At 64.9% G+C, this 23,829-nt stretch carries 17 protein-coding genes; 12 read left to right on the forward strand and 5 right to left on the reverse strand.

Features of this window, described 5'->3' with window-relative positions; all coding sequences use genetic code 11:
- Positions 1-238: 238 nt before the first annotated feature.
- A complete protein-coding gene (locus tag CKW37_RS08645; RefSeq protein WP_095155270.1) occupies positions 239-472 on the reverse strand; it encodes a hypothetical protein in 234 nt (77 codons plus the stop codon).
- 69 nt (positions 473-541) lie between these two features.
- Positions 542-1,363, reverse strand: coding sequence for a sensor histidine kinase KdpD (locus tag CKW37_RS08650; protein ID WP_256587712.1), 822 nt, complete (start codon positions 1,361-1,363; stop codon positions 542-544).
- Positions 1,364-1,538: 175 nt separating this feature from the next.
- Here CKW37_RS08650 and CKW37_RS08655 point away from each other — a divergent pair, with 175 nt between their 5' ends.
- The 9 genes from CKW37_RS08655 (at position 1,539) to CKW37_RS08695 (ending at position 18,299) form a co-directional block, all read left to right on the forward strand.
- A complete protein-coding gene (locus CKW37_RS08655; protein ID WP_095155357.1) occupies positions 1,539-10,166 on the forward strand; it encodes a GH36-type glycosyl hydrolase domain-containing protein in 8,628 nt (2,875 codons plus the stop codon).
- A 56-nt stretch (positions 10,167-10,222) separates the two neighbouring features.
- Complete coding sequence (locus tag CKW37_RS08660; protein WP_095155271.1) at positions 10,223-10,942, forward strand: Crp/Fnr family transcriptional regulator; 720 nt, start codon at positions 10,223-10,225, stop codon at positions 10,940-10,942.
- A gap of 148 nt (positions 10,943-11,090) precedes the next feature.
- Positions 11,091-11,771: a phytanoyl-CoA dioxygenase family protein gene (locus CKW37_RS08665; protein ID WP_095155272.1), complete on the forward strand. Its 681-nt coding sequence runs from the start codon at positions 11,091-11,093 to the stop codon at positions 11,769-11,771.
- Between the two features lie 152 nt (positions 11,772-11,923).
- Positions 11,924-12,406 (forward strand): cupin domain-containing protein, encoded by a 483-nt coding sequence (locus CKW37_RS08670; protein ID WP_095155273.1) that lies wholly within the window; start codon positions 11,924-11,926, stop codon positions 12,404-12,406.
- Between the two features lie 7 nt (positions 12,407-12,413).
- A complete protein-coding gene (locus CKW37_RS08675) occupies positions 12,414-13,250 on the forward strand; it encodes an SDR family oxidoreductase (protein WP_095155358.1) in 837 nt (278 codons plus the stop codon).
- An 80-nt stretch (positions 13,251-13,330) separates the two neighbouring features.
- Positions 13,331-14,152: a hypothetical protein gene (locus CKW37_RS08680; protein ID WP_095155274.1), complete on the forward strand. Its 822-nt coding sequence runs from the start codon at positions 13,331-13,333 to the stop codon at positions 14,150-14,152.
- Positions 14,153-14,265: 113 nt separating this feature from the next.
- Positions 14,266-14,769 (forward strand): sigma-70 family RNA polymerase sigma factor, encoded by a 504-nt coding sequence (locus tag CKW37_RS08685; RefSeq protein WP_095155275.1) that lies wholly within the window; start codon positions 14,266-14,268, stop codon positions 14,767-14,769.
- On the forward strand, positions 14,769-15,710 hold the full coding sequence (locus tag CKW37_RS08690) for a FecR domain-containing protein (protein ID WP_095155276.1): 942 nt from the start codon (positions 14,769-14,771) through the stop codon (positions 15,708-15,710). Before CKW37_RS08685 ends, CKW37_RS08690 begins: the two co-directional genes overlap by 1 nt.
- 75 nt (positions 15,711-15,785) lie before the next feature.
- Positions 15,786-18,299, forward strand: coding sequence for a TonB-dependent receptor (locus CKW37_RS08695; RefSeq protein WP_095155277.1), 2,514 nt, complete (start codon positions 15,786-15,788; stop codon positions 18,297-18,299).
- 72 nt (positions 18,300-18,371) lie between these two features.
- Here the strand turns inward: CKW37_RS08695 and guaD are convergent, their stop codons facing one another.
- The 3 genes from guaD to CKW37_RS08710 all read right to left on the reverse strand — a co-directional run bounded on the left by guaD (position 18,372) and on the right by CKW37_RS08710 (position 21,857).
- Positions 18,372-19,718, reverse strand: a complete 1,347-nt coding sequence (gene guaD, locus CKW37_RS08700) for a guanine deaminase (RefSeq protein WP_095155278.1) — start codon at positions 19,716-19,718, stop codon at positions 18,372-18,374.
- Positions 19,719-19,752: 34 nt separating this feature from the next.
- On the reverse strand, positions 19,753-21,036 hold the full coding sequence (locus CKW37_RS08705) for an MFS transporter (RefSeq protein ID WP_159985248.1): 1,284 nt from the start codon (positions 21,034-21,036) through the stop codon (positions 19,753-19,755).
- A gap of 320 nt (positions 21,037-21,356) precedes the next feature.
- Positions 21,357-21,857, reverse strand: coding sequence for a hypothetical protein (locus CKW37_RS08710; RefSeq protein ID WP_095155280.1), 501 nt, complete (start codon positions 21,855-21,857; stop codon positions 21,357-21,359).
- Positions 21,858-22,006: 149 nt separating this feature from the next.
- Here CKW37_RS08710 and CKW37_RS08715 point away from each other — a divergent pair, with 149 nt between their 5' ends.
- From CKW37_RS08715 to CKW37_RS08725, 3 genes are all read left to right on the forward strand, one after another.
- Complete coding sequence (locus CKW37_RS08715; protein ID WP_095155281.1) at positions 22,007-22,168, forward strand: DUF2986 domain-containing protein; 162 nt, start codon at positions 22,007-22,009, stop codon at positions 22,166-22,168.
- Between the two features lie 179 nt (positions 22,169-22,347).
- A complete protein-coding gene (locus CKW37_RS08720; RefSeq protein WP_095155282.1) occupies positions 22,348-22,860 on the forward strand; it encodes an RNA polymerase sigma factor in 513 nt (170 codons plus the stop codon).
- Positions 22,861-22,863: 3 nt separating this feature from the next.
- Positions 22,864-23,817 carry a FecR family protein gene (locus CKW37_RS08725; protein WP_095155283.1) on the forward strand — a complete coding sequence of 318 codons (954 nt, stop codon included), beginning with the start codon at positions 22,864-22,866 and terminating at the stop codon, positions 23,815-23,817.
- The last annotated feature ends 12 nt before the right edge of the window (positions 23,818-23,829 follow it).

Here is a 23,829-nt window from a genome sequence, read left to right on the forward strand (position 1 = left end):
GGCCGTGGCCGGGCGGGTGTTGCGGCAGGTGGCTGGTCCATGGGGGGTGGTGGCTTCCGTGCGAGATGGGCCGTCGAGCCTAATGTTCAGCGGGCGGCCTGTCACCCATGTCCGGACAATCCAATGCCAGTCAGGGTTCGTCGCGAGCAAACGCGTTCGTCGATTTTGTAGGAGCGAGCTTGCTCGCGAAGAGCCCCAATTGATTTAACTGACTGGCACTATCCAACTTATCCTGCAATTAACGCTGGCGACTATAACGCTCGGCATTCGACGCCCGGGATATATCCGGGCGTTCTTTCTCGGGTTGTTGCGGTTCTACGTCTATATAGTCATCACGGTCCTCGGCGCCAGCAGGCTCGGTGCTTTCAGCGTCTTCGCCCTCATCAGCCTCCTCGGCCGGCAGCCATTCCTGGCCTTCCGTGGGTTCAACATCGGAACTGCCCTCTTCCCGGCCTTTTTCATCGCTGAACATAATCACCTCTCAAGTGCCCGGAAGTATCCGGGCTGAACGAAGTATGCGCCGTGGCCTATAAATAGAATCTTATATCGGACCATCGGCGAGTTTATTTAAGTTACCCGGCACGCTGTGCGGGAAAGTTGCCGCCCTGCGCGGAAACGTCACGGTAAAGGTCGTGCCTTCACGCTCCGTTGAAATGACCCTCACCTCGCCACCATGGGCCCGCGCGATCTGTCTGACGATATACAGCCCGAACCCGGCATTGCGCATGGCCGGATGTTGCTGGCGGCCACGCACCATGGGGTCGAACAGTTGCTTGAGCTGGCTGGCGGGAATCGGCGCGCCCAGGTTGTGCACGCTGACCGTCGCCTGGGTTTCATCGAGGCGCGAGGTCACGGTGACCACGCTATGGCGGTCGCCATACGCGAGCGCATTGCTGACCAGGTTGCCGATGAGTTGATAGAGCCGGTCCTTGTCGAACACCGCGCAACCGTCGCCGAGGTGTTCATAGGCCAGTTGCCGCTGGGGAAAGGTCAGCCTCAGTTCTTCCAGGCAGCCGGCCACGGCTTCGCGCAGGTCCAGCACCGCGGGCTGGATGGACAGGCCCCGCCCCGAGCGGATCACGGTGAAGTCCAGAAGGTCTTCGACCAGGCGCTGGGCACGCGCCGCACAATGGGTAATGTGTTCGAGCAATTCCTGGCTCTCGGCAGACTGTTGCCGCCGGCCCAACAGCTCGGCCGCCATGCTGATGGCCAGGAGCGGCGTGCGCAAATCATGGCTGACGACGCCCAGCATTCGTTCGGCGAACACGGCGCGGTGTTCAACCACTGTCTTGATGAAAAACACCCGGCCCGGCGGGGGCTGGTGACGTGGGGGTCGATAGGACGGTGGCGCGACGAGGTTCAAGGTTCAGCCTCCCTCTCGGACAACATGGGGGTCTCTGCGATTCGCGGCGCAGCGATAGCGTGTGTGCTTGCAGGGTGGGCGCAGCGGCGCGGCGGGTCTGTTCGCTACCGAACAGACCCGCCGGTTGCCGACGCCGCAGACTGGATGTCTGACCGATCCGACCGGCAAGGACACCATGGACAACCCCTGGCTTCGCGCACTCGCCTTTTTTCGACGCTTGCCCGGGCTCGCCCGACGCTGGCGTTCGCCGCCCCGCTCGTTCACCTACGAAAACCTGCTGCGTTCCGAGCTGTACAGCACCGAACAGATGGCCGAGCACGGAAGCTGGCTCGCCCGCCAGCACCGCCTGAGCCAACTGCCCGCCGACGATGCGCTGCTCGACCGCCTGGCCGACAACGAACAGACCCTTTCCAGCAGTTGCGCCGCCCTCGCCGGCGTCCTGCCCGGCTCGCGGCCGACCATGCCGGCGGTGCAGTGGCTGCTCGACAACTTCTATCTGGTCGAAGCGCATATCCGCATCGCCAAGCGCCACCTGCCCAGCGGCTACAGCCTGCAACTGCCGCGCCTGGACAACGGCCCTTCGGCGGGGCTGCCGCGGGTTTACGACATCGCCCTGGAGACCATCTCCCACGGTGACGGCCGGGTCGACGCGCACAGCTTGAGCCGCTTCGTCGAGGCCTATCAGCAGGTGCACACGCTGACCCTCGGCGAGCTGTGGGCGATCCCGATCATGCTGCGCCTGGCGCTGATCGAGAACCTGCGCCGGGTCGCGGCGCGGGTCATGGCCAACTGGGCCGACCGCGACCTGGCCAACCTCTGGGCCGATCGCCTCGGCGAGATTGCCGAGCGCGATGCCAAGAGCGTGGTGCTGGTGGTGGCGGACATGGCCCGTTCGGCGCCGCCGATGACCGCTGCCTTCGTCGCCGAACTGGCGCGGCGACTGCACGGCCAGAGCGCCACGCTGACCCAGCCGCTGGCCTGGATCGAACAGATGCTTGGCGAGTCGGCGCTGAGCATCGAACGCCTGGTGCAGCTTGACGCCCAGCAGCAGGCCATCGACCAGGTGTCGATCAGCAACAGCATCGGCAGCCTGCGCCTGCTGTCGAGCACGGACTGGCGGGATTTCGTCGAGCACCTGAGCCAGGTCGAACGGATCCTCGGCGAGGACCCGGCGGCGGTCTATCAGGCCATGGACTTCGCCAGCCGCGATCACTACCGCCATGCCGTCGAACGGCTGGCGCGCCACTGCCTCGCCAGCGAATCGACCGTGGCGCGGCTGGCGGTCGAGCTTGCGCAATCGACGCAGGCCGCGCCGGATGAGCCCTCCGCGCATGTCGGCTATTACCTGACAGGCGCGGGCCGGCCGCTGCTGGAGCAGCGAATTCACGCCTGGGTGCCCATCGGCGAACGCTGGCAGCGTCTGCTGCACCGGGCGCCGTTGGCGTTCTATCTGGTTCCCGCCGCGCTGCTCTCGTGCCTGCTGGGGTGGTATTTCCTACGCGCCATTCAGGTCGATGGCTGGCCGGTGGCGGTCGTTGTCGCGATGGCCATTCCGGTCCTGCTGACCACCAGCCGCCTCGCCCTCGACCTGATCAACTGGCTGGTGACCCTGACGGTGAAACCGTCGTTCCTGCCGCGCCTGGATTACACCCTGGGCATCCCCGCCGAGGCCCGCACGCTGGTGGTGGTGCCGACCCTGCTGGCCACGGCCGGCGATGTCGAGGAGTTGCTCGAAGGCCTGGAGGTGCGCTTTCTCGCCAACCGCGATGAACACCTGCACTTCGCCTTGCTCAGTGACTTCATGGACGCCCGCCAGCAGACCCAGCCCGAAGACGGCGAACTGCTCGACCTGGCCAGCGCCGGCATCCAGGCGCTGAACCGCAAACACCCTGGCGTCGACAGCGAACGCTTCTTCCTGCTGCATCGCCCACGGCAGTGGAACGTCGCCGAGCAGCGCTGGATGGGCCACGAGCGCAAACGCGGCAAGCTCGCCGACCTCAATGCCCTGCTGCGCGGCCACGGACGCGAACGGTTCATCGCCATCGTCGGCGACGTCGAACGCCTGCGCGACGTTCGCTACGTCATCACCCTGGACACCGACACCCAGTTACCCCGCGATGCCGCCCGGCAGTTCGTCGGCACCCTGCAACACCCGCTGAACCGCCCGCGCTTCGATGAAGCCAGCGGGCGCATCCAGTCCGGCTACGCGATCCTGCAACCGCGCGTCGGCATCAGCCTGCCCAGCGCCTCGCGCTCGGCCTATACCCGGCTGTTCGGCAGCGATGCCGGGGTCGATCCGTATACCCAGGCGGTGTCGGACGTCTATCAGGACCTGTTCCTCAGCGGCTCGTTCATCGGTAAGGGCATCTATGACCTCGACGCCTTCGAGCGGGCGCTGGACGGCTGCTTCGCCGACAACCGCGTGCTCAGCCATGACCTGATCGAAGGCTGCTATGCCCACGCTGGCCTGCTCAGCGATGTGCAGTTGTTCGAGACCTATCCGCCGCGCTACAGCGCCGACATCAAGCGGCGGCATCGCTGGATACGCGGCGACTGGCAGTTGCTGCCCTGGCTGCTGCCGTGGATGCACACCGGCAGCGACGACCCGGCGCACTGCCGGCTCAGCGCGCTGTCGCGCTGGAAGATCGTCGATAACCTACGCCGCAGCCTGGAACCGGCCGCCCTGCTGACCGTGCTGGCGTGGGGTTGGCTGGCCGCCGCGGCGCCGCTGACCTGGACCCTCGCGGTGCTCGGCCTGGCGCTGACCCGGCCGCTGCTCGACAGCCTGCTGGACCTGCGCCACAAAACCACCGATGTGCCGCTCGGCCAGCACCTGCTGGCGGCCCTGCGCACCTCCGGCAGCGGCTTCGCCCGCGCCGGCCTGGCCCTGGCCTGGCTGCCGTTCGAGGCGTGCAACAGCCTCGATGCCATCACCCGCACCCTGTGGCGGCTGTTCGTCAGCAAGCGGCGCTTGTTGCAATGGAATCCTTCGCGGGAGGAGGAACGCAGCGGGGTCAATACGCTCCGGGCGCTGTACCAAGCGATGTGGGTTGCGCCGACGATTGCGCTGCTGCTGGCAGTTGCGCTGTGGCCGCAGCCCGCCACCCTGCTGCTCGCCTCGCCGCTGCTGCTGGCCTGGTTGCTCGGCCCGGCACTGGCCTGGTGGCTGAGCCGCCCCCACAGCCGCGCCGCGTTCGCGCCGCAGGCCGAAGACCTGCGCTTCCTGCACCGCCTCGCCCGCGCCAACTGGGCGTTCTTCGACCAGCATGTCGGCCCCGCGGACAACTGGCTGCCACCGGACAATATCCAGGAGCCGCCCTTCGCCAGCATCGCCCACCGCACCTCGCCGACCAATATCGGCATGGCGCTGCTCTCGCACCTCGCGGCCCACGACTTCGGCTACCTCAGCGCGGAGCGGCTGTTCGAACGGCTTGGCCGGATATTCGACAGCCTCGACCGCCTTGAACGCTACAAAGGCCATTTCTACAACTGGTACGACACCCAGACCCTGCTGCCGCTGTCGCCGCTGTATGTCTCGGCGGTGGACAGCGGCAACCTCGCCGGGCTGCTGCTGACCTTGCGCCCCGGCCTGCTGGCGATGGCCGATGCGCCCGTGCACGACCAGCGCGTGACCGCGGGGCTGCTGGACTGCTTCGACAGCCTGATCGAAGCTTTCGCCGCCGCCGGGCGTGGCACGGAGGAAATCCAGGCCCTGCGCGATCAAGTCCAGGCCGCTCATGAGCGCGCGGACGCCTCGGCGACGGCCCTGTTGCCGATGGTGAGCGAGCGCCTGCAAACGCTGATCGAGCAGGACCCGGACGAAACCAGCGACGCGGGATTCTGGTTGCGGGCCCTGCATCGGCAGGCAGTGGACCTGTCCGCCGAACTGACCCGCCTGCAACCGCCGCCCGGCACCGCCGCGCCGCTCGCGCCGTCACTGAGCTGGCGCCAACTGGCCCAGATGCCGGCTGAACAATGGCCGCACGCCGAGCAGCCGGCGGTGGCCCGGGTGCAGGCCATCGCCCGCCAGCGCATCGCCCAGGCCGAGCACCTGGCCGGGCGCATCACCGCCCTCGCCGAGATGGATTTCAGTTTTCTTTACGACAGCCAGCGTGACCTCTTCGCCATCGGCTACAACGCCGATGAGCACCGCCTCGACAGCGCGTTCTACGACCTGCTCGCCTCGGAAATGCGCCTGACCCATTTCGTGGTCATCGCCCAGGGCCAGGTGCCGCAAGCCTGCTGGTTCGCCCTCGGCCGGCTGCTCACCAGCAATGCCGGGGTGCCGGTGTTGTTGTCCTGGTCCGGCTCGATGTTCGAGTACCTGATGCCGCTGCTGGTGATGCCCAGCTACGAAGGCACCCTGCTCGACCAGACCTGCCACGCCGCCGTCACCCGGCAGATCGACCACGGCAACCTGTCGGGCCTGCCCTGGGGGGTGTCGGAGTCGGCGTACAACGCGCTGGACATCCATTTCAACTACCAATACCGCGCCTTTGGCGTACCGGGGCTGGGCCTCAAGCGCGGCCTCGGCGAAGAGCGTGTGGTGGCGCCCTACGCCAGCGCGCTGGCGCTGATGGTCGCGCCGGCGGCGGCCTGCCGCAACCTGCAGCGGCTGCACGCGCAGGGGCTGGGCGGACGCTTCGGGCTGTACGAGGCCGTGGACTTCACCGAGACACGCCTGCCGCCCGGGCAGGACGCAGTGGTGATCCGTTCATTCATGGCCCACCACCAGGGCATGAGTTTCCTCGCCCTGACCTCGCTGTTGCTGGACCAGCCGATGCAGCGGCGCTTCGCGTCCGACCCGCAGTTCCAGGCGAGCATGTTGCTGTTGCAGGAACGCGTGCCGAAAACCGCCGCGCAGTACCTGCACAGCGTTCAGGCGCCGAGCCTGGATGTCACCGGCCACAGCGCCGAAACCCGCCTGCGGGTGTTCAGCGAGCCGAACCGTCGTCACCCGGCGGTGCAGTTGCTCTCCAACGGCCGCTACCACGTCATGCTCAGCAACACCGGCAGCGGCTACAGCCGCTGCAACGAGCTGGCCGTCACCCGCTGGCGCGAAGACGCCACTTGCGACAGCCTGGGCAGCTTCTGCTACCTGCGCGACGTCGACAGCGGCGCGTACTGGTCCACCACCTACCAGCCAACGCGGCACACCAGCGCACACCAGGAGGCGATCTTCAGCGACGGCCGCGCCGAGTTCCGCATCCGCGCGCACGATTTCGACTGCCACACCGAAATCGCCGTGTCCCCCGAGGACAATATCGAACTGCGCCGCCTGCACCTGACCAACCACGCCGAGGCACCGCGCACCCTGGAGCTGACCAGCTACGCCGAAGTGGTGCTGGCGCCGGCCATCAGCGACGCGCTGCACCCGGCCTTCAGCAAGCTGTTCGTGCAGACCGAACTGATCCGTCCGCTGCAAGCCATCGTCTGCAACCGGCGGCCGCGTTCGCAACAGGAAGCGGTGCCGTGGATGTGCCATGTGCTGGCGGTGCACGGCGTCGATATCGATGCCATCTCCTATGAAACCGACCGCGCCCGCTTCATCGGCCGTGGCCGCAACCTGTCGGCCCCGGCGGCACTGGACGCCGAGGTCGACGCGCTGTCCGACAGCGCCGGCGCGGTGCTCGACCCGATTGTCGCGATCCGCTGCCGCATCACCCTGGCGCCCGGCCAGACCGCGACGCTGGATCTGGTCACTGGCGTTGCCAACAGCCGCGACGCCTGCCTGCAACAGATCACCCAGTACCGCGACCGCCACCTCGCCGACCGTGTCTTCGACCTCGCCTGGCCACACAGCCAGGTGCTGCTGCGCCAGCTCAACGGCTCGCTGGCCGATGCCCGGTTGTTCGAGCAGATGGCCGCGTCGGTGATCTACCCCAACGCCAGCCACCGCGCCAGCAGCGCCCTGATCGCCAGCAACCGGCGCAGCCAGTCGGCGTTGTGGGGCCAGGGGCTGTCGGGGGATCTGCCGATCGTGCTGGTGCAGATCGCCGACCCGGCGAATATCCAGTTGGTCAAGCAACTGGTGCTGGCCCATGCCTATTGGCGGCAGAAGGGCCTGATCCTGGACCTGGTGATCTGGAACGAGGACGAGGCCGGCTACCGCCAGCAATTGCAGGACCTGATCATGGGCGTGGTCACCTCCGGCAGCGAGGCGGCGCTGCTCGATCGACCGGGCGGCATCTTCGTGCGCCCGGCGCAGCAACTGGGCGACGAGGACCGGACCCTGACCCTGGCGGTGGCGCGTCTTGTCCTCAACGACAACCTGGGCAGCCTGGCCGAGCAACTGCATCGCCGCCGCTCCGCACCGGCGCCAGCGGCTTTCCAGCCGAATCCGGCGTACGCCAAGCCCGCACCTGTCGCCCATGCGCTGGCGATCGGGCCGGCGCTGCTGCTGGAAAACCCCTATGGCGGCTTCAGTGCCGACGGGCGCGAATACATCATCCCTCTGGTGCCGGGCCGGCCGACGCCGGCGCCGTGGGTCAACGTCCTCGCCAACCCCACTTTCGGCAGCGTGCTATCGGAAGCGGGCAGCGCCTACACCTGGCATGAAAACGCCCACGAATACCGGCTCACGCCCTGGCACAACGACCCGGTCAGCGACCCCGGCGGCGAGGCCATCTACCTGCGTGACGAGGACAGCGGCCACTGCTGGTCGCCAACCCCGCTGCCGTGCCCGGGCCCCGGCCGCTACCGCACGCGCCACGGCTTCGGCTACAGCGTCTTCGAGTACGCCGAGGACGGCTTGCGCAGCGAGCTGTGGGTGCATGTCGCGCTGGAGGCGCCGGTCAAGTTCAGCCGGCTCAAACTGCACAATGATTCGCGCCGGACACGGCGGCTGACGGTGACCTGTTTCGTCGAGTGGGTGCTGGGGGATCTGCGCAGCAAGTCGGCGCTGCATGTGGTCAGCGAAACCGACCCGGTCAGCGGCGCGCTGTTTGCCCGCAACGCCCACGCCATCGAGTTTTCCGGGCATGTCGCCTTTCTCGATTGCGACCTGCCGTTCCACGGCATCACCTGCGACCGCAGCGAATTCCTCGGCCGCAACGGCGACTGCCAGTCACCCGCGGGGCTGCGCCAGGCGCGCTTGTCGGGGCGCACCGGCGGCGGCCTCGACCCGTGCGCGGCGTTGCAGGTCAGCCTGTTGCTTGAAGCGGGCGAAAGCCGCGACGTGGTGTTCCGCCTCGGCGCGGAACGCGACGCCAGGGCCGCCAGTCGCTGCGTGGCGCAGTTCCGCGGCCTGCGCGTGGCCATGGACGAGTTCGACAAGGTGCAGGCGTATTGGCGGCGCACCCTGGAGACGGTGCGGGTCGAAACCCCCGAGCCGGCGCTGGATGTGCTGGTCAACGGCTGGTTGATGTACCAGGTGATCGCGTGCCGCTTCTGGGCGCGCAGCGGTTTTTACCAGTCCGGTGGTGCCATCGGTTTTCGCGACCAGTTGCAGGACAGCATGGCGATGGTCCACGCCGCTCCGGCCGCAGCACGCCAGCACCTGCTGACCTGCGCCGCGCACCAGTACGCCGAAGGCGATGTGCAGCACTGGTGGCATCCGCCGCTGCAACGCGGCGTGCGCACCCGCTGCTCGGACGACTTGCTGTGGCTGCCGCTGGCGACCTGCCGCTATGTGCAGATCAGCGGTGACAGCAGCGTGCTGGACGAGCCGGTCGGCTATATCGAGGGCCGGGCGCTGCATGCCGGCGAAGAGTCCTATTACGACCTGCCCGCCCGTTCACCGCTGGTGGAGAGCCTGTACCAGCATTGCCGGCGCGCCCTCGGCCACGCCTTGCAATGTGGCGTCCATGGCCTGCCGCTGATGGGCAGCGGCGATTGGAACGACGGCATGAACCGCGTCGGCGAGCAGGGGCTGGGCGAAAGTGTCTGGCTGGGCTTCTTCGGCCATGAAGTGCTGCGGGCGTTCGGCCGTCTTGCCCAGCGTAAGGGCGACAGCGAATTCGCCCTGGATTGCGCGCGGCAGGCCACGGCGCTGGTGGAGAATCTGGAAAAACACGCCTGGGACGGCCAGTGGTACCGCCGCGCCTGGTTCGACGACGGCCAGGTGTTGGGCTCGGCGGGCAACCAGGAGTGCCGGATCGACTCGCTGGCGCAAAGCTGGGCGGTGCTCTCCGGCGTCGCCCCGGCCGAGCGCGCCCGTACGGCCATGGCGGCGCTGGACCGCCATCTGGTGCGCCGCGACATCGGCATCGTGCAACTGCTCGATCCGCCGTTCGACCAGGGCAACCTGGATCCCGGCTACATCAAAGGCTACGTCCCCGGCGTGCGCGAGAACGGCGGGCAATACACCCACGCGGCAATCTGGGCGAGCATGGCCTACGCCCGATTGCGCGACAGCGACAAAGCCTGGGAACTGATGCGCCTGATCAACCCGGTGCGCCAGGGCTGCGCGGCCCTGATCGATACCTACAAGGTCGAGCCCTATGTGATGGCCGCCGATGTCTACGCGGTCACGCCCCATGCCGGACGCGGTGGCTGGAGCTGGTACAGCGGCTCGGCGGGCTGGATGTACCGCCTGATCGTGGAAAGCCTGCTGGGCCTGCACCGTTGCGGCGACACCCTGCGCATCCGCCCGCTGCTGCCCGCTGACTGGCCCGGCTACACCCTGCATTACCGCTTTGGCGACACACCGTACCGGATCGAAGTCCGTAACAGCCTTGATGCCGAACTGAGCCTCAGCCTGGACGGCCAGGCCGTTGCCGGGCCGACCCTGCGCCTGGTCGACGACGGCGTCGCGCATCAGGTGATCGCCCGCTGCCAGCCGTGCCCGGCGCCGGTGCCTTGAGCAAGCCACGATGAGCTAGGCTTGTTGACTCGATCCGCTGCCCAAAGGTACCGAACATGCGCCCCGTACCTGAACCCCGGCACAATCACCTGCTGGCCGCGCTGTCCGATCCGACGTTAGAGCGCCTGCAGCCGCACCTGGAGCACGTCAAACTGCCGCTGGGCAAGGCGATCTACGAGTCCGGCGACACCCTGCGGCATGTCTACTTCCCCACCGACTCGATCGTGTCGCTGCTGTATGTCATGGAGAACGGCGCCTCGGCGGAAATCTCGGTGGTGGGCAATGAAGGGCTGGTCGGCATTGCCCTGTTCATGGGCGGCGAAAGCACCCCCAGCCGCGCCATCGTGCAAAGCGCCGGGCACGCCTATCGCCTGCCGGGACAGCGGCTCAAGGATGAATTCAACCGCCATGGCGAACTGCTGATGCTGATGCTGCGCTATACCCAGGCGCTGATCACCCAGATGGCGCAGACGGCGGTGTGCAACCGCCACCACTCGATCGACCAGCAACTGTGCCGCTGGCTGTTGCTGTCGCTGGATCGCCTGCCGGGCAATCAGTTGTGCATGACCCAGGAGTTGATCGCCAACATGCTCGGCGTCCGCCGCGAGGGTGTGACCGACGCGGCCGGCAAGCTGCAGCGCCTGGGCGTCATCGAGTACAGCCGGGGCAATATCACCGTGCTCGACCGGGCCCGCCTGGAACAGCTCAGTTGCGAGTGCTACGCCGTGGTGAAAAAGGAAACCGAGCGCCTGCTGCCCTACTCGCCGCCGCCCTGAAGCGACTTTTCACACGCACCGGCACGCCCCGCGCCGCCGGGAGGCGCCGCAACACTGCGTTCGATCAATGGCTGACGCCTGCCCGATGCTTTAGTCTGGCTGCCGCCGTTCGCCAGGGACGCATTGCCGAAAAGGGAATCGAAAAACCATGACTGACCGCGAGCACCTTCATCGCCAAGGTTTTCTGCTGCTGCGCCAGGCGGTCCCGGCCGACTGGCTGGAGCACCTGCGTGCCGTGTTCGACGCCGGGGTGAAACCCTCGGACCAGTGGCCCGTGCCACGCGGCGCGGACTGGCACCATTCGCAACTGGACGCTGACGCGCAGGTTCAGGCGGTGTGCCGCCTGCCGGCGTTGCTGGCGGTGGTGGGCGAGTTGATCGGCGAGCGGTTCTTCCTCGCCCAGGTCGAAGGCCGCGCCCCGCTCGCCGGTGGTGGTCAGCAGAAGCTGCACCGCGACCTCTCGGCCCAGCGCCCGGGCGACACCGTGGGGGCGATGGTCTATCTCGACGACTACAGCCCCGCCAACGGCGCAACCCGTATCGTCCCCGGCAGCCATCGCCCGGCGCCGGAAGAAGCGCCCTTCGATTTCGCTGACGAATCCGGGGCCGTGCAGCTTTCAGGCAGCGCGGGGGACATTCTGGTGTTCGATGTCGACCTGGTGCATGCCGGCAGCCTGAACGTAAGCGGTGCCAATCGCCGTTCGCTGCTGATCAACTATTTCGCCGAGCCGCTGTACCCGTCGCACCTGGAGACCGCGGCACTGCGCGGTATCACGATGGATGCGAGCGAGCGTTTTGAGCCTGGGGATTTTGGATTTTTTGGGGTGTGAGATCGGGCGCTCAGTTTGAAGAGCCCCACCCCACTCATGAACAACCCTCATCACTCCTATCTGATTCCTCCAGCTAATCACGCCAATTCCCCGCTGATAGATTGACGAAGTGCACACCGCACCCATCAATCCAGATGCCCAGGGGGATCGTCATGAAACGCCTCGCCGCCACGGCGTTATCGCTGTCATTGCTCGCCCTCGACGCCACCGCCGAGGAAAAACCCGTGCTCACCGTCACACCCAACGGCTCGCAGCCGTCGGCCAAGGGGCCCGCCGATTACTTCACCGGCACCGTTCGCGTCGACGCGCCGTTCAAGGGCACAAACAACGCCCGGGTCAGCGGCGCCACCGTGACCTTCGAACCCGGCGCCCGCACCGCCTGGCACACCCATCCGTTGGGCCAGACCTTGATCGTGACCGCAGGCACCGGCCTGGTCCAGCAACTGGGCCAACCCGTACGCGCCATCAGGCCCGGCGACACGGTGTGGATTCCGCCGAACGTCAAGCACTGGCACGGCGCGACCGCGACCACCGCCATGACCCATATCGCCATTGCCGAAGTGCTCGACGGCAAGGTGGTCGAGTGGATGGAACAGGTCAGCGATGACCATTACGGCCAACGCCCGGAGCAGTGAGGTGTCCATGAAAAAGCCCAACACCGTCACAGTCGTTATCGGCGCCGGCTCGATCGGTCTGGCAATTGCCCGCCGCGTCAGCGCCGGCAGGCACGTCGTGCTGGCCGACCTGCGCCAGGAAAACGCCGACGCCGCAGCCAGGGTGTTGCTCAATGGCGGATTCGAGGTGACCACCGCCGTGGTCGATGTGGCCTCGCGGGAGTCGGTGCAGGCGCTGGTTCAACTGGCGTGCGCCCTCGGTGAAATCACCGGCGTGATCCACGCTGCCGGCGTTTCACCGTCGCAAGCACCGGTGGCAACCATCCTGCGCGTCGACCTGTACGGCACCGCGCTGGTGCTGGAACTGTTCGGCGATGTGATCGCCGAGGGCGGCGCGGGAATCGTGATCGCCTCGCAATCCGGCCATCGCCTGCCCGCCCTGACGCCCGAACAGAACACCGCGCTGGCGACCACACCGGTCGAGGAACTGCTGGCACTGCCGATGCTGCAGGCCGACACGGTGACCGACCCGTTGCACGCCTATCAGCTCTCCAAACGCGGCAACTCGCTGCGGGTGATGGCCGAAGCCGTGCGCTGGGGCAAGCGCGGGGCACGGGTCAACACTATCAGCCCCGGTATCATCTTCACCCCGCTGGCCCGGGACGAACTGAACGGCCCGCGCGGCGAAGGCTACCGGCGCATGATCGCCCTCAGCGCCGCCGGGCGCGGCGGCACAGCGGATGAAGTGGCGGCTGTAGCGGCACTGCTGATGGGGCCTGAGGGGACATTCATCACCGGCAGCGATTTCCTCATGGATGGCGGCGTCACCGCGGCTTACTGGTACGGCGATCTGGCGGCGGGTTGATCCGGCTGTTGCCGACGCCTGTTAAAGGCTAGTGCCCCCTGGCCGATATCAAGCCGTCGTCCCTCCAGGAATCACCTGCAATGAAGCAAAAACTGATGCTGCTGAGCGTGCTCGCAGCACTCTCGATGAACGCCGCAGCCGCCAAAGTGACAACGATCGACGCGATCGAACAGGTCGAAGGCATCATGAACTGTCTGGACGAAACATCGGCCAAGGCCCTCGCCCAGGCGTGGGCGCAGGGTGGTTACGAAGGCGCGGACGATTACATCGTCGAGCACCGGGATAACTGCTCGTCGATTCCGCCACGGGAATCCCTCACGTATTCGCTCGACCTGTCCACCGCCCATGACGGCATCGTCAAACTGGATGCCGAGACACTGGAAACCTCTCTGTGGGTGCCGATCAAGGCCATCATGGGCGACCTGTACGCAAAATTCGGCCAGGAACCCGGCGCCGCTACCGACCTGCTGGAAATCGAGCTGTTCACGCCCGTGGACGGCCTGTACCTGAGCCGTGGCGTCGTGGACCGCGAGACCGATGCCGTGCAATTCGTTTACCTGCACGGCGGGCAAGTCCATCTGATGTGGTACAACCCGAAAACCAACAAGATCCTGCTGACCCACGAGGCGGGCAACGCCAGCTATGACGCGGCCACCAGGACGCTGGTCATGGACCAGGCCGGGACGGCGAAGCGCTTGACCTACACCCTGCCCGACGCCCACGAGCCGCTGCGATTCCGCACCAACGACCATCCGGAAATGGGCAAGTACATCCCCACCACCAGCCTCGACCGCTTCAACAACGCGATGCTGCTCCAGACCTTCCCGGCCTCGATCGAGAACCCGATGGCGAGGAACCTGCGGCTGTTCACGTTGATGGCGAACTCGGCGCTGCACCCGTAACTGACGCCCGACGCGGGGCCCGCTGAGGTGCCGCGTCAGGCCTTGCGCCTCGAATTGATCTGATAATCGTTATCATTTATGGTGCGCGCATCGCACCGGAGGGTTTACCCGTGATGAACGATGATCTGAGTCAGGTCTATACCGAGCACAATGGCTGGCTCAAGCAGTGGTTGTACCGTCGATTGGGCTGCTCGGCGCAGGCTGCCGATCTGGCACAGGACACCTTCCTGCGGATTCTCCAGGCGCAACAAAAGGCCGGCGCCAGCCTGAGCCTGCAACGGCCCCGGGCCTACCTGACCACTGTGGGCCGGCGTCTGGTGTATGACCATTTTCGTCGGCAATCGCTGGAACGGGCCTACCTGGAATTGCTCGCGCAACTGCCCGAGGCCTTCGACCTTTCCGAAGAAGAACGTTTTTCGCTGCAGGAAACCCTGCAGCAACTGGATGCCCTGCTCGATACCCTCAAACCGATCGTGCGTTCGGTGTTTCTGCTGGTTCAACTGGAGGGTCTGACCTACGTGCAGGTCGCCCAGCGCCTGGGCATCGGCGAGCGCACGGTCAAGCGCCACATGGCTAGCGCAGTCGAAGCCTGCATCCTCTTCGAAGACGATTTCTGATGCACGCCAACCGGTCACGCATCAGCCCGGAAGTGGCCCGGCAGGCTGCCCGTTGGTACATGTTGATGCTCGACGAGCAGGTCAGCCCCGCAGAACGCGACGCCTGCGCGCGCTGGCGCGCCGCTGCCCCCGAGCACGAACGGGCCTGGCTGAAAGCGCAGCGTGTGCAAGCCCAATTGGGGCTGCTGCCACAACGCCTGGCGATGGGCACGCTCAACCGCGAGCGGCGGCAAACGCTCAAACAACTGCTGGTGTTGGCCATCGTCGCGCCGCTGGGTTATGCGGGCTATCGACAGGTCGTACCAGCCGCTTCCCACACCACCGCCGTCGGCGAGCACCGGCGGGTGGAACTGGCGGACGGCACCGTTCTGAACCTGAACACCAACAGCGCCGTGGACGTGAACTTCGATCCGGAGCAACGACTGATCCGCCTGCTGCGCGGCGAAATCCTCGTCGACAGCGGTGCCGATGCCCACAGTGTTCGCCATCGACCATTACGCGTTGCCAGCAACGAGGGCCTGATGGAGGCCCTGGGTACGCGCTTTCTGGTCCGCCAGCGTGACGGCAGTACGCAATTGACCGTGTTCGAAGGCGCGGTGCGGGTGACGCCGGCCCATGGACAGCAGCAGGTCATCGAGGCGGGCCAGCAGGTCGATTTCAGTCGTCAGGGGTCGGGGGCGGTAGCGGCGGCTCGCGAGCAGGACAGCCTGTGGACCCGTGGCCGGTTGATCGCAGAAGAGATGCCCTTGAGTGAGTTCCTCAATGAGCTGGGGCGTTACCGCCACGGTTGGCTGCGGTGCGCCCCAGAGGTTGCGCGGCTGCCGATCAGCGGGGCATTCCAGCTTGAAAAGACCGACCAGATCCTCGCCGCGCTACCCGCCACGCTCCCGGTGCATGTCGAGTACCGGACGCGCTACTGGGTCACCGTCACCGCCCGTTGAAAATGTTTGGCCCGTTTCCCACCGCTCATCAGTCCTTAGATATGACACTGCCACATACATAGGGACACCTTATCCATGATTCACGCTTCCACCCCGGTCAGCCCGACCGTGCCAGCCCTCGATAAACCCTGCGCGCCCCGCTATCGGCGGATGCTGGCCTTGAGCGCTCTGACACTCGCCTTGCAGGGGCTGGGGGTCTGCGCCTGGGCGGCGCCGATTCAGGCGCCGCAAACCTACAGCATCGGTTCCGGCAGCCTGGCTCAGGTGCTGGCGCGATTCGCGAGTGAAGGCGGGATCACCTTGCAGTACACCCCTGAACTGGCCCGTGGCCTGTCCAGCCCGGGCCTGGAAGGACGCTACGGTATCGAAGAGGGATTCCTGCGGGTGCTTGCCGGCACCGGTTTGCAGGTCATACGCCGTGGGGACGGCGTCTATGGCCTGGAACCTGCGCCGCTGAACACACCGGCCGGGGCCTTGAACCTCGAGCCGTTGAGCATCACCGGTCGGCAAATCGATGCGACCACCGAGAACTCCGGTAGCTATACGTCCAGCGCGGTGACCATCGGCAAGTCGGCGCACCGCCTGAAGGACATCCCGCAGTCGGTCAGCGTGGTGACGCGCAAGGCCATGGACGACCAACGCCTCGACACCCTGGATGAAGTGCTGGAGAAAACCACTGGCGTCACCACGTTCCAGAGCCCGTCTGGCGGCAAGTACATCTACTCGCGCGGCTTCGAGGTGGAGACCATCCAGTACGACGGCGTCCCGCTCGATCGCCGCTACTACGCCATCGGCAGCAGCTTCACCTCCGACACCCTGCTGTACGACCGCGTCGAAGTCCTGCGTGGCGCCAACGGCCTGCTGCAAGGCAGCGGCAACCCCGGCGCAGCCATCAACCTGGTGCGCAAACGCCCGAAAGCCGAAGCCGCGCTCTCCGTGACCGCCAGCGCCGGCTCCTGGGACACCTATCGCCAGACCCTCGACGCCAGCGCCCCGCTCAGCGCCGACGGTGCGTTGCGCGGCCGCTTTGTGGCCGCCCACGAAGACCAGAACTACTTCTACGACACGGCTGAAAGCCGCAAGAACGTTCTCTACGGCATCCTCGAATACGACCTCAGCGACGCCACCACCCTCGCCGCCGGTGTGAGCGTGGAAGACCTGCATGCCGTGCCGTTTTTCAGCGGCCTGCCGCGCAACAAGGACGGCAGTGCCGTGAACGCGGGGCGCTCCACCTTCACCGGCGCCGACTGGAACAAGTGGGACAACAAACAGACCACCTACTTCGCCGATATCACCCATGACTTCAACGAAGACTGGCGGCTGAAAGCCTCCGGCAGCTACATCCGCGAAACCAACTACATCCTCTACAGTTTCGGCCGCGGCTCCGTCGACCCGGCCACCGGCGACGGCATGCGCTCGCGCGCCTACCTCTACGACTTCGAAAACGTCAACAAAGGCGCTGACATCAACCTCACCGGCAAATGGCGCGCCTTCGACCTCGAACACGAAGTGGTGATGGGCGCCAACGCCAGCGACCTGAAGACCGATGACCTGCAGGGCGGCCTGCTCAACCTCGGCGCGATCAACCTCTACGATCCGGTGTCGCCACAAAAACCGACCATGGAGCAATTGCTGGGCACCACGTATGCCGGCACGTCCAGGGGCAAGATCAGCCAGAACGGCGTTTATGGCGTGGTGCGCTACAAGCTGACGGAGCCCTTGACCCTGGTCCTGGGCGGTCGAGCCAGCAACTACAAATACGACTACGAACTGCACCGCTTCAATACCGGCTCACCCACACCGGCCCATGCCAGGGAAAGCGGCGAGTTCACGCCGTATGGCGGCCTGATCTACGCCCTGAACGATCAGTGGTCGACCTATGTGAGCTACGCCGACATCTTCAAACCGCAAACGGAACTGAGCGAAGACAGCGCCGCGCTGAAACCGCTTGAAGGCTCCAACTACGAGATAGGTTTGAAAGGCGAACTGTTCGACGGTCGCGTCAACACCAGCTTCGCGGTGTTCCGCGTCGATCAGAAAAACCGCGCCCAGTACGACTACAACTCCGTGTGCGGGCAGAACGGCGAAGACAACTGCTATGTGTCCGGCGGCAAGGTTCGCGCCGAAGGCTTCGATGCGGAAATCAGCGGTGAAGTGCTGGCCGGCCTGCAACTTTTCGCGGGTTATACCTACACCACCACCGAGTACCTCAACGACCCGGGCGATGGCACCTCCGCGTCGGGTGCGACCTTCAACAGCTACACCCCGCGCCATATGCTGCGGTTCTGGGCTGACTACACGTTGCCGGATGATCTGGACCAGTGGACCGTCGGAGGTGGCGCCAGCATCCAGAGCCGCAACTACCACTCCAACTTCGGCGGGACTGACGGCGTCGGCGACATCGAACAGGCGGGCTACGCCATCTGGAACGCCCGCCTCGCCTACCAGATCAACAAGAACTTCAGCGTCGCCCTGAACGGCAACAACCTGTTCGACAAGAAGTACTACTCCACCATCGGCTGGCTGTACGCGGCCAACCACTACGGTGATCCGCGCAACTACACGGTAACGCTCAAGGCCGACTTCTGAGGCTGGCATTCAGGCGGCAAACCCTCTGACGCGGTGTCAGAGGGTTTGCGAGGGGTTGGGGACTCGGCAACCCTACTCGGCCACCGCATAGCGGAACTGTTCCCCGCTCTCGTCCCGGTCGTACACCTTCTGCCCCGCCACGTAGGTGGCCCGTACGGCGCGGTCGTCGCCCAGGATCAGGAGGAGGAACAACGTTTCGTTGATGTCCTTGCTGAACTGGCTGCGAAACGCCATGAGCGGTGTCGCTTTCTTGTCGAGTATCACCAGGTCGGCTTCAAATCCTATGCCAACGGTGCCTATCTGCTGGTCCAGGTACAGCGCCTCGGCGCTGCCGCGGGTGGCCAGGTAAAAAGCCTGAATGGCGTTGAGGCGAGTCTGGTTGAGTTGCGCAACCTTGTAGGCCTCGTTCAGGGTTTGGAGCTGGCTGAAGCTGGTCCCCGCCCCCACGTCGGTGCCCAGCCCGACGCGAACCGGCCGGGCCGGATTCTTCGCATCGAACAACTTGAACAGGCCGCTGCCCAGGAACAGGTTTGACGTAGGACAATGGGCAAGCGCCGCCCCGGTCTCGTGGCAGGTACAAAAATCCTCTTCGGTCAGGTGTACGCCATGCCCGTACACCGAGCGCTCGCGCACGATGCCCGCGTTCTGGTAGACGTCCAGGTAACTCTTGCGCTCTGGAAACAGCTCCAGCACCCATTTGATCTCATCGAGGTTTTCGCACAGGTGGGTCTGGATGTAGGCATCGGGATGTTCCCTCGCCAGCGTGCCGCATACATCCAGTTGCGCCTGCGTACTGGTGGGTGCGAAACGCGGCGTGATGCAGTAGTGCTGGCGGCCCTTCTTGTGCCAGCGCTTGATCAGTTGCGTGCTTTCATCGTAGCCCTGCTGGGCAGTGTCGAGCAGGGCTGGCGGGGCGTTGCGGTCCATCAGCACCTTGCCGGCGATCATGCGGGTGTTGAAGCGCTGGGATTCACCGAAAAACGCATCCACCGATTGCGGGTGCACCGTGCAGTAGACCACCGCCGTGGTCGTGCCGCAGCGCAGCAGCTCGCGCAGGAACACCCCGGCCACGTGCTCGGCGTGCGCTTGCGCGGCGAAGTTCTGTTCGGCCACGAACGTGTATTTGTTCAACCACTCCAGCAACTGCTCGCCGAAGGCGCCGATCATTTCCGTTTGCGGGTAATGGATGTGCGTGTCGATGAAACCCGCCGAAATGATCGCGTCAGGGTAATGCACCGGGGTTACGCCCTGCGGCAACCGGGCGAGCACCTCGCTGGCCGGCCCCAGGTCAGTGATCTTGCCGGCTTCGATCACGACCACGGCGTCGGGTATGTACACCATGCAGTCTTCAGGCGAGTTCAGAAACGGGTCTGCCTTGAACGTGACAACGTCACCTCGCAATGCTGAAACGGTAGCCATGCGTGTGCCCTCCATGTAGTGGTGCGCCGATGTCTCAGGCCTTGGGATAGGATTCGCGAAGAACGAACGACAGGACCAGGGCGATACCGAGCGCAATGAGGATCGGCTCGCCCGCATACTGGGCCAACGCAGTGGTCTGCGGCAGCAGCCCCGAGGCTTCGCCGGACACCACCCGCGAGCCGGGTGAGGAAATCATGAAACCGCCCGCAATGAAGGCCAGGCCATTGACGAAGGCCGCCGAGGTGCCGATCAGTTGCGGCGGCACCACATCGCTGGCCGAGCTGAAGGTAATCATGTGCGCCGCGTTTGCGACGCCGAAAATGAAGTTCAAGCCCATCGCGATTGGCACGGGGATACCGGGCACGTACAGCAGCGCCAGTGCGCACAGCAGTTGCACCAGGGTGCCGCCAATAATGAGCGGTTTACGCTTTTTCATTTTGTCGGACATGGCCGGCAATATCAGGCAGCCGACAGCCAGGCCCAGCCACAGCAACGATGAACTGAACGCAGCCGTAGCCGGACTGGCGCCCAGGGTCACCATCAGTTTGGGCGCCCACACCACGCCGGCCGCCAGCAAACTGCCAAACAGCGCCGAACAGATAAGCGCGCTGACCCACACGTGAGGGATTCTCGCGACGTCCACCAGTGCCGCTACAACCGAGCCCACGAACTTTCCGGCGCCACCGGAAGCCTCACTGTGCACGGGCTGAGGGTTGCGCAAATAAATGAAGGCCAGCACCGTCAGTACAATGCCCCCCGCCCCGATATAGTTGAATAACGCGCGCCATTGCATGGCACTTAATGCGTACTCCAGAGCATTAACTGAAAACGCCGACGACAGCGACGCGCAGAATTGCACCAGGCCGAACATAAGGCCGAACTTCGCCATGCCGAACCACTGCCCACCAATGTAGCCAGCCCCGACAAAACCCGTGCAGGCACCTAATGCCATGACGAACTGCGACAACAGCAGCATTGAATAGGACGATGCGTTGGCAAAGATGAAAACACCCACGGTCACCAACGCGACCGACACCGGTAAAACCTTGTGCGCGCCCAGACGATCGAGCAACGCCCCGCCGAAAAACTGGCAAATGGCGAACACCCATGTATAGGTCGCGGCAATGGCGGTGATCTGGGTAACGGTAAGTGTCAGACTTTGCTGGATCTCCGGGTTAACGATTGAATAACCCGTTTGTACGCTGAACAAGTAGATAACGAACGCAACGGCGATACACCACACCCACCATGCCCGCGCCCCGCCAAGCGTTGTTGTGCCATGCGTATCAGAGGCTGAGCTTCCTGTTATTTCTGCCATCTCCGTTCCCCTTCTTATGTAGCTCGATATGCCACGCGGTGGACGGGCGCCTGTTTCAGATGCCCCTGTTGCCGAAGAACCTTGAGCATAGTCATATCCAGGCGGGACGCTAGGAATCAGGTAAGGGAAAAAGATGGCCGGCCACGACGTCATTATTTCTGTGTCCGAACGCTATTATCAAAACACTATGGACAAAGAAGTCGAGTGTGCAAACAGCGGGGTCAACTGTGAACCTGGTCACACTACGGAAATGGATTTTTATCTCGCCATACGACAATTCAAGCAACTTCCGCGCACAACAGAGCACGGTACTCCAACGTTCAAAGTGGCTGCATTTTCCAGTTCCAGCCAAACGTTTCCGCGCAAGGGGCCAACCAATGGCGCAGGTGTGGGTTATTCGCCAACGTCGAGGATTCAACACCGCGGGCACCGATATTGGCGTGGCGCAAAAAGCGCACATCCAGGCTCTGTTCCAGCCGTTCGACCCACTGCGGAAAATCCATGATGCTCGCCAGGCGCGGCCACTTTATGAGTTTTCGATAACGCAATTGGGCTGAATCAATGCGCATATCGTCGTTTGAGCGCCACTGGGCCAGATAGAGGTTGTCATTACGCTCAAGTTGCACACGCCAGTGTCCCCAGGAAGGAACGGTCAGCTCAAGCTTCACACTTTCAGGCCGCAAACTGTTGCGCTTGTAGAACCAGTACTCGATAGGCTCGTTGCTCAGCACAACGGAGAACGTGCTGTCGTGCGGAATATTTCCCAACTCGAACAAGGCAAACCATTGGGCGGCCTCTGACTGGCTGAGATCATTCGGCATACCTACTCCTTAATTGCGGAACTGAAAAAACCGTGAATACATCCATCTCTTTTCTCTTTTCGGGCCGCTGTGTGTTTGCCAAAACCACGGCGCAGTCCTTGTCAGGTAGCATGGCGGGCATGCCTTGCCAGGAATGAAGTGGAAAAAACATGAACCGTCGTAAAAAGATCAAACAGCTTTTAAAAGCGCATGCAAAAAAAGCCAGCGCCAAACTGGCGCCCAAGAGCAAACCTCAATACATCAGCAAGGCTGACCGACTGAAACTGGCCGCGCAATCCCCGCAGGACGACACGCCCCCTCCCGAAAGCTGAGCACACCGCCCCGCCAGTCTTCCTGCAATCCAGGATATGACCCTCCCGAACCCCGTATTGCACCAAACGGCGGGGGCGGCAGTTCGCGGCGCAGGTAGATTTGCGAACGATTCTTAATCACTATATTCTTCGCGCTTTCCCGCCGGGCCCTGCCGGCTTCTGAACACGTGAGGTTCGCCTTGGCTGACGATCTGGACCGGTTGTTTCGCCTTTATCACCGCGACTTGCAGAACATCGCCTATCGCCGTCTGGGCGATCGCGAGTTGGCGGCCGACCTCACCCAGGACACCTTCGTGCGCTACGCCGGCCTCGGCCAGCAGCAACAAACCGACGGCATCCTGAACCCGCGCTTCTTCCTGATCCGGGTGCTCGGCAACCTGATCATCGACCTGGCCCGCGGGCGTAAACGCCAGGGCTCGCCCGTTGAACTCTCGGAGGTGCAGGACGAGTTGCTCGACCCGCGTCCCGGCCCCGAACGGCTGTTCGAGTTGCGCCAGCAATTGCAGTGCCTGCACCTGGCCCTGAGCGAACTGCCGGAGAATTGCCGCACCGCGCTGCTGCTCAACCGCATCGAGGGCCTGAGCCACCAGGCGATTGCCGAACGCCTGGAGGTTTCCCCGAGCATGGTCAGCAAATACATCATGCGTGCGTTGCGGCATTGCGTCCGCAGTCTTGAGCTGCTGGAGGACTGAGCGATGGCCGCGATCCGCGCGAAAGACCTCGACTGTCCCCTGCCCGGCCTGACCGATGAAGCGCTGCAATGGCTGGTGGACCTGCACAGCGGCACGGCCGACGACGGCGATTGGGCAAACTACCAGCGCTGGTGCGAACGCTCCGAGCAGCATCAGGCCGCGTCGCTTGCCGCCGAACGGCTGTGGGAACGCCTGGGCAGTGCGCTGCAACGCCCGGCGCCTCGGCGCCGCGCCGGTCCCGTCCTGGGCCTGGTGCTGGCGCTCGGCCTGGCCAGCGGCGCTGCATGGCAGGTGCGCGAAGACGGCTGGCTGGCCGACCAGCGCACCGGCGCGGGCGAGCGCCGCGAGTTGCAGTTGAGCGATGGCTCGCAGCTGCACCTGGCCCCGCAAACCCGTGTCGACATCCAGATCGAAGGCAACCGCCGCACGCTGCGCCTGTACGCCGGCGAGCTGTTCGTGCAGGTTGCGGCCGACGCCTCGCGCCCCTTCGAAGTACAGGCCGCGGACGGCACGCTGCGCGCCCTCGGCACCGGCTTCGACGTACGCCGCGACGGTTCGCGGGTGCGCCTTGTGGTCACCGAACACAGCGTGGGCGTCACCCGCCAGGGCGCCGGCACGCAGACCGTGGTGCAGGCCGGACAGGCCCTCAGTTATGACGCACATGGCGTGTCGAAACCGCTCGACGTCGACGCCGACAGCCTGACCGCCTGGCGTCGCGACCGGCTGATCTTCGACGGCGAGCCGTTGGGCGAGGTGCTCGACGAACTGTCGCGGTATCACAAAGGGCTGCTGTGGATCCGCGATCCGGCGCTGCGCCAGTTGCCGGTCACCGGCCTGTTCGAAACCCGTGACCTCGACGCGCAACTGGCCTTGCTGCAACAGTCGCTGCCGATCCGCATCCGCAAATTGCCGTGGCTGACGGTGGTGGAGGCGGACGAGCAGCGCAAAACGCGATAACCCGAAAAATTT

It is taken from the genome of Pseudomonas sp. Irchel 3E13, from assembly GCF_900187455.1.
Lineage (GTDB): Bacteria > Pseudomonadota > Gammaproteobacteria > Pseudomonadales > Pseudomonadaceae > Aquipseudomonas.

Coding starts and splice junctions, on each gene's coding strand:
- CKW37_RS08710 (WP_095155280.1), bottom strand. CDS start 21,857: ATGCCGAATGATCTCAGCCAGTCAGAGGCCGCCCAATGGTTTGCCTTG.
- CKW37_RS08695 (WP_095155277.1), top strand. CDS start 15,786: ATGATTCACGCTTCCACCCCGGTCAGCCCGACCGTGCCAGCCCTCGAT.
- CKW37_RS08715 (WP_095155281.1), top strand. CDS start 22,007: ATGAACCGTCGTAAAAAGATCAAACAGCTTTTAAAAGCGCATGCAAAA.
- CKW37_RS08685 (WP_095155275.1), top strand. CDS start 14,266: ATGAACGATGATCTGAGTCAGGTCTATACCGAGCACAATGGCTGGCTC.
- guaD (WP_095155278.1), bottom strand. CDS start 19,718: ATGGCTACCGTTTCAGCATTGCGAGGTGACGTTGTCACGTTCAAGGCA.
- CKW37_RS08690 (WP_095155276.1), top strand. CDS start 14,769: ATGCACGCCAACCGGTCACGCATCAGCCCGGAAGTGGCCCGGCAGGCT.
- CKW37_RS08680 (WP_095155274.1), top strand. CDS start 13,331: ATGAAGCAAAAACTGATGCTGCTGAGCGTGCTCGCAGCACTCTCGATG.
- CKW37_RS08725 (WP_095155283.1), top strand. CDS start 22,864: ATGGCCGCGATCCGCGCGAAAGACCTCGACTGTCCCCTGCCCGGCCTG.
- CKW37_RS08675 (WP_095155358.1), top strand. CDS start 12,414: ATGAAAAAGCCCAACACCGTCACAGTCGTTATCGGCGCCGGCTCGATC.
- CKW37_RS08655 (WP_095155357.1), top strand. CDS start 1,539: ATGGACAACCCCTGGCTTCGCGCACTCGCCTTTTTTCGACGCTTGCCC.
- CKW37_RS08670 (WP_095155273.1), top strand. CDS start 11,924: ATGAAACGCCTCGCCGCCACGGCGTTATCGCTGTCATTGCTCGCCCTC.
- CKW37_RS08645 (WP_095155270.1), bottom strand. CDS start 472: ATGTTCAGCGATGAAAAAGGCCGGGAAGAGGGCAGTTCCGATGTTGAA.
- CKW37_RS08660 (WP_095155271.1), top strand. CDS start 10,223: ATGCGCCCCGTACCTGAACCCCGGCACAATCACCTGCTGGCCGCGCTG.
- CKW37_RS08705 (WP_159985248.1), bottom strand. CDS start 21,036: ATGGCAGAAATAACAGGAAGCTCAGCCTCTGATACGCATGGCACAACA.
- CKW37_RS08665 (WP_095155272.1), top strand. CDS start 11,091: ATGACTGACCGCGAGCACCTTCATCGCCAAGGTTTTCTGCTGCTGCGC.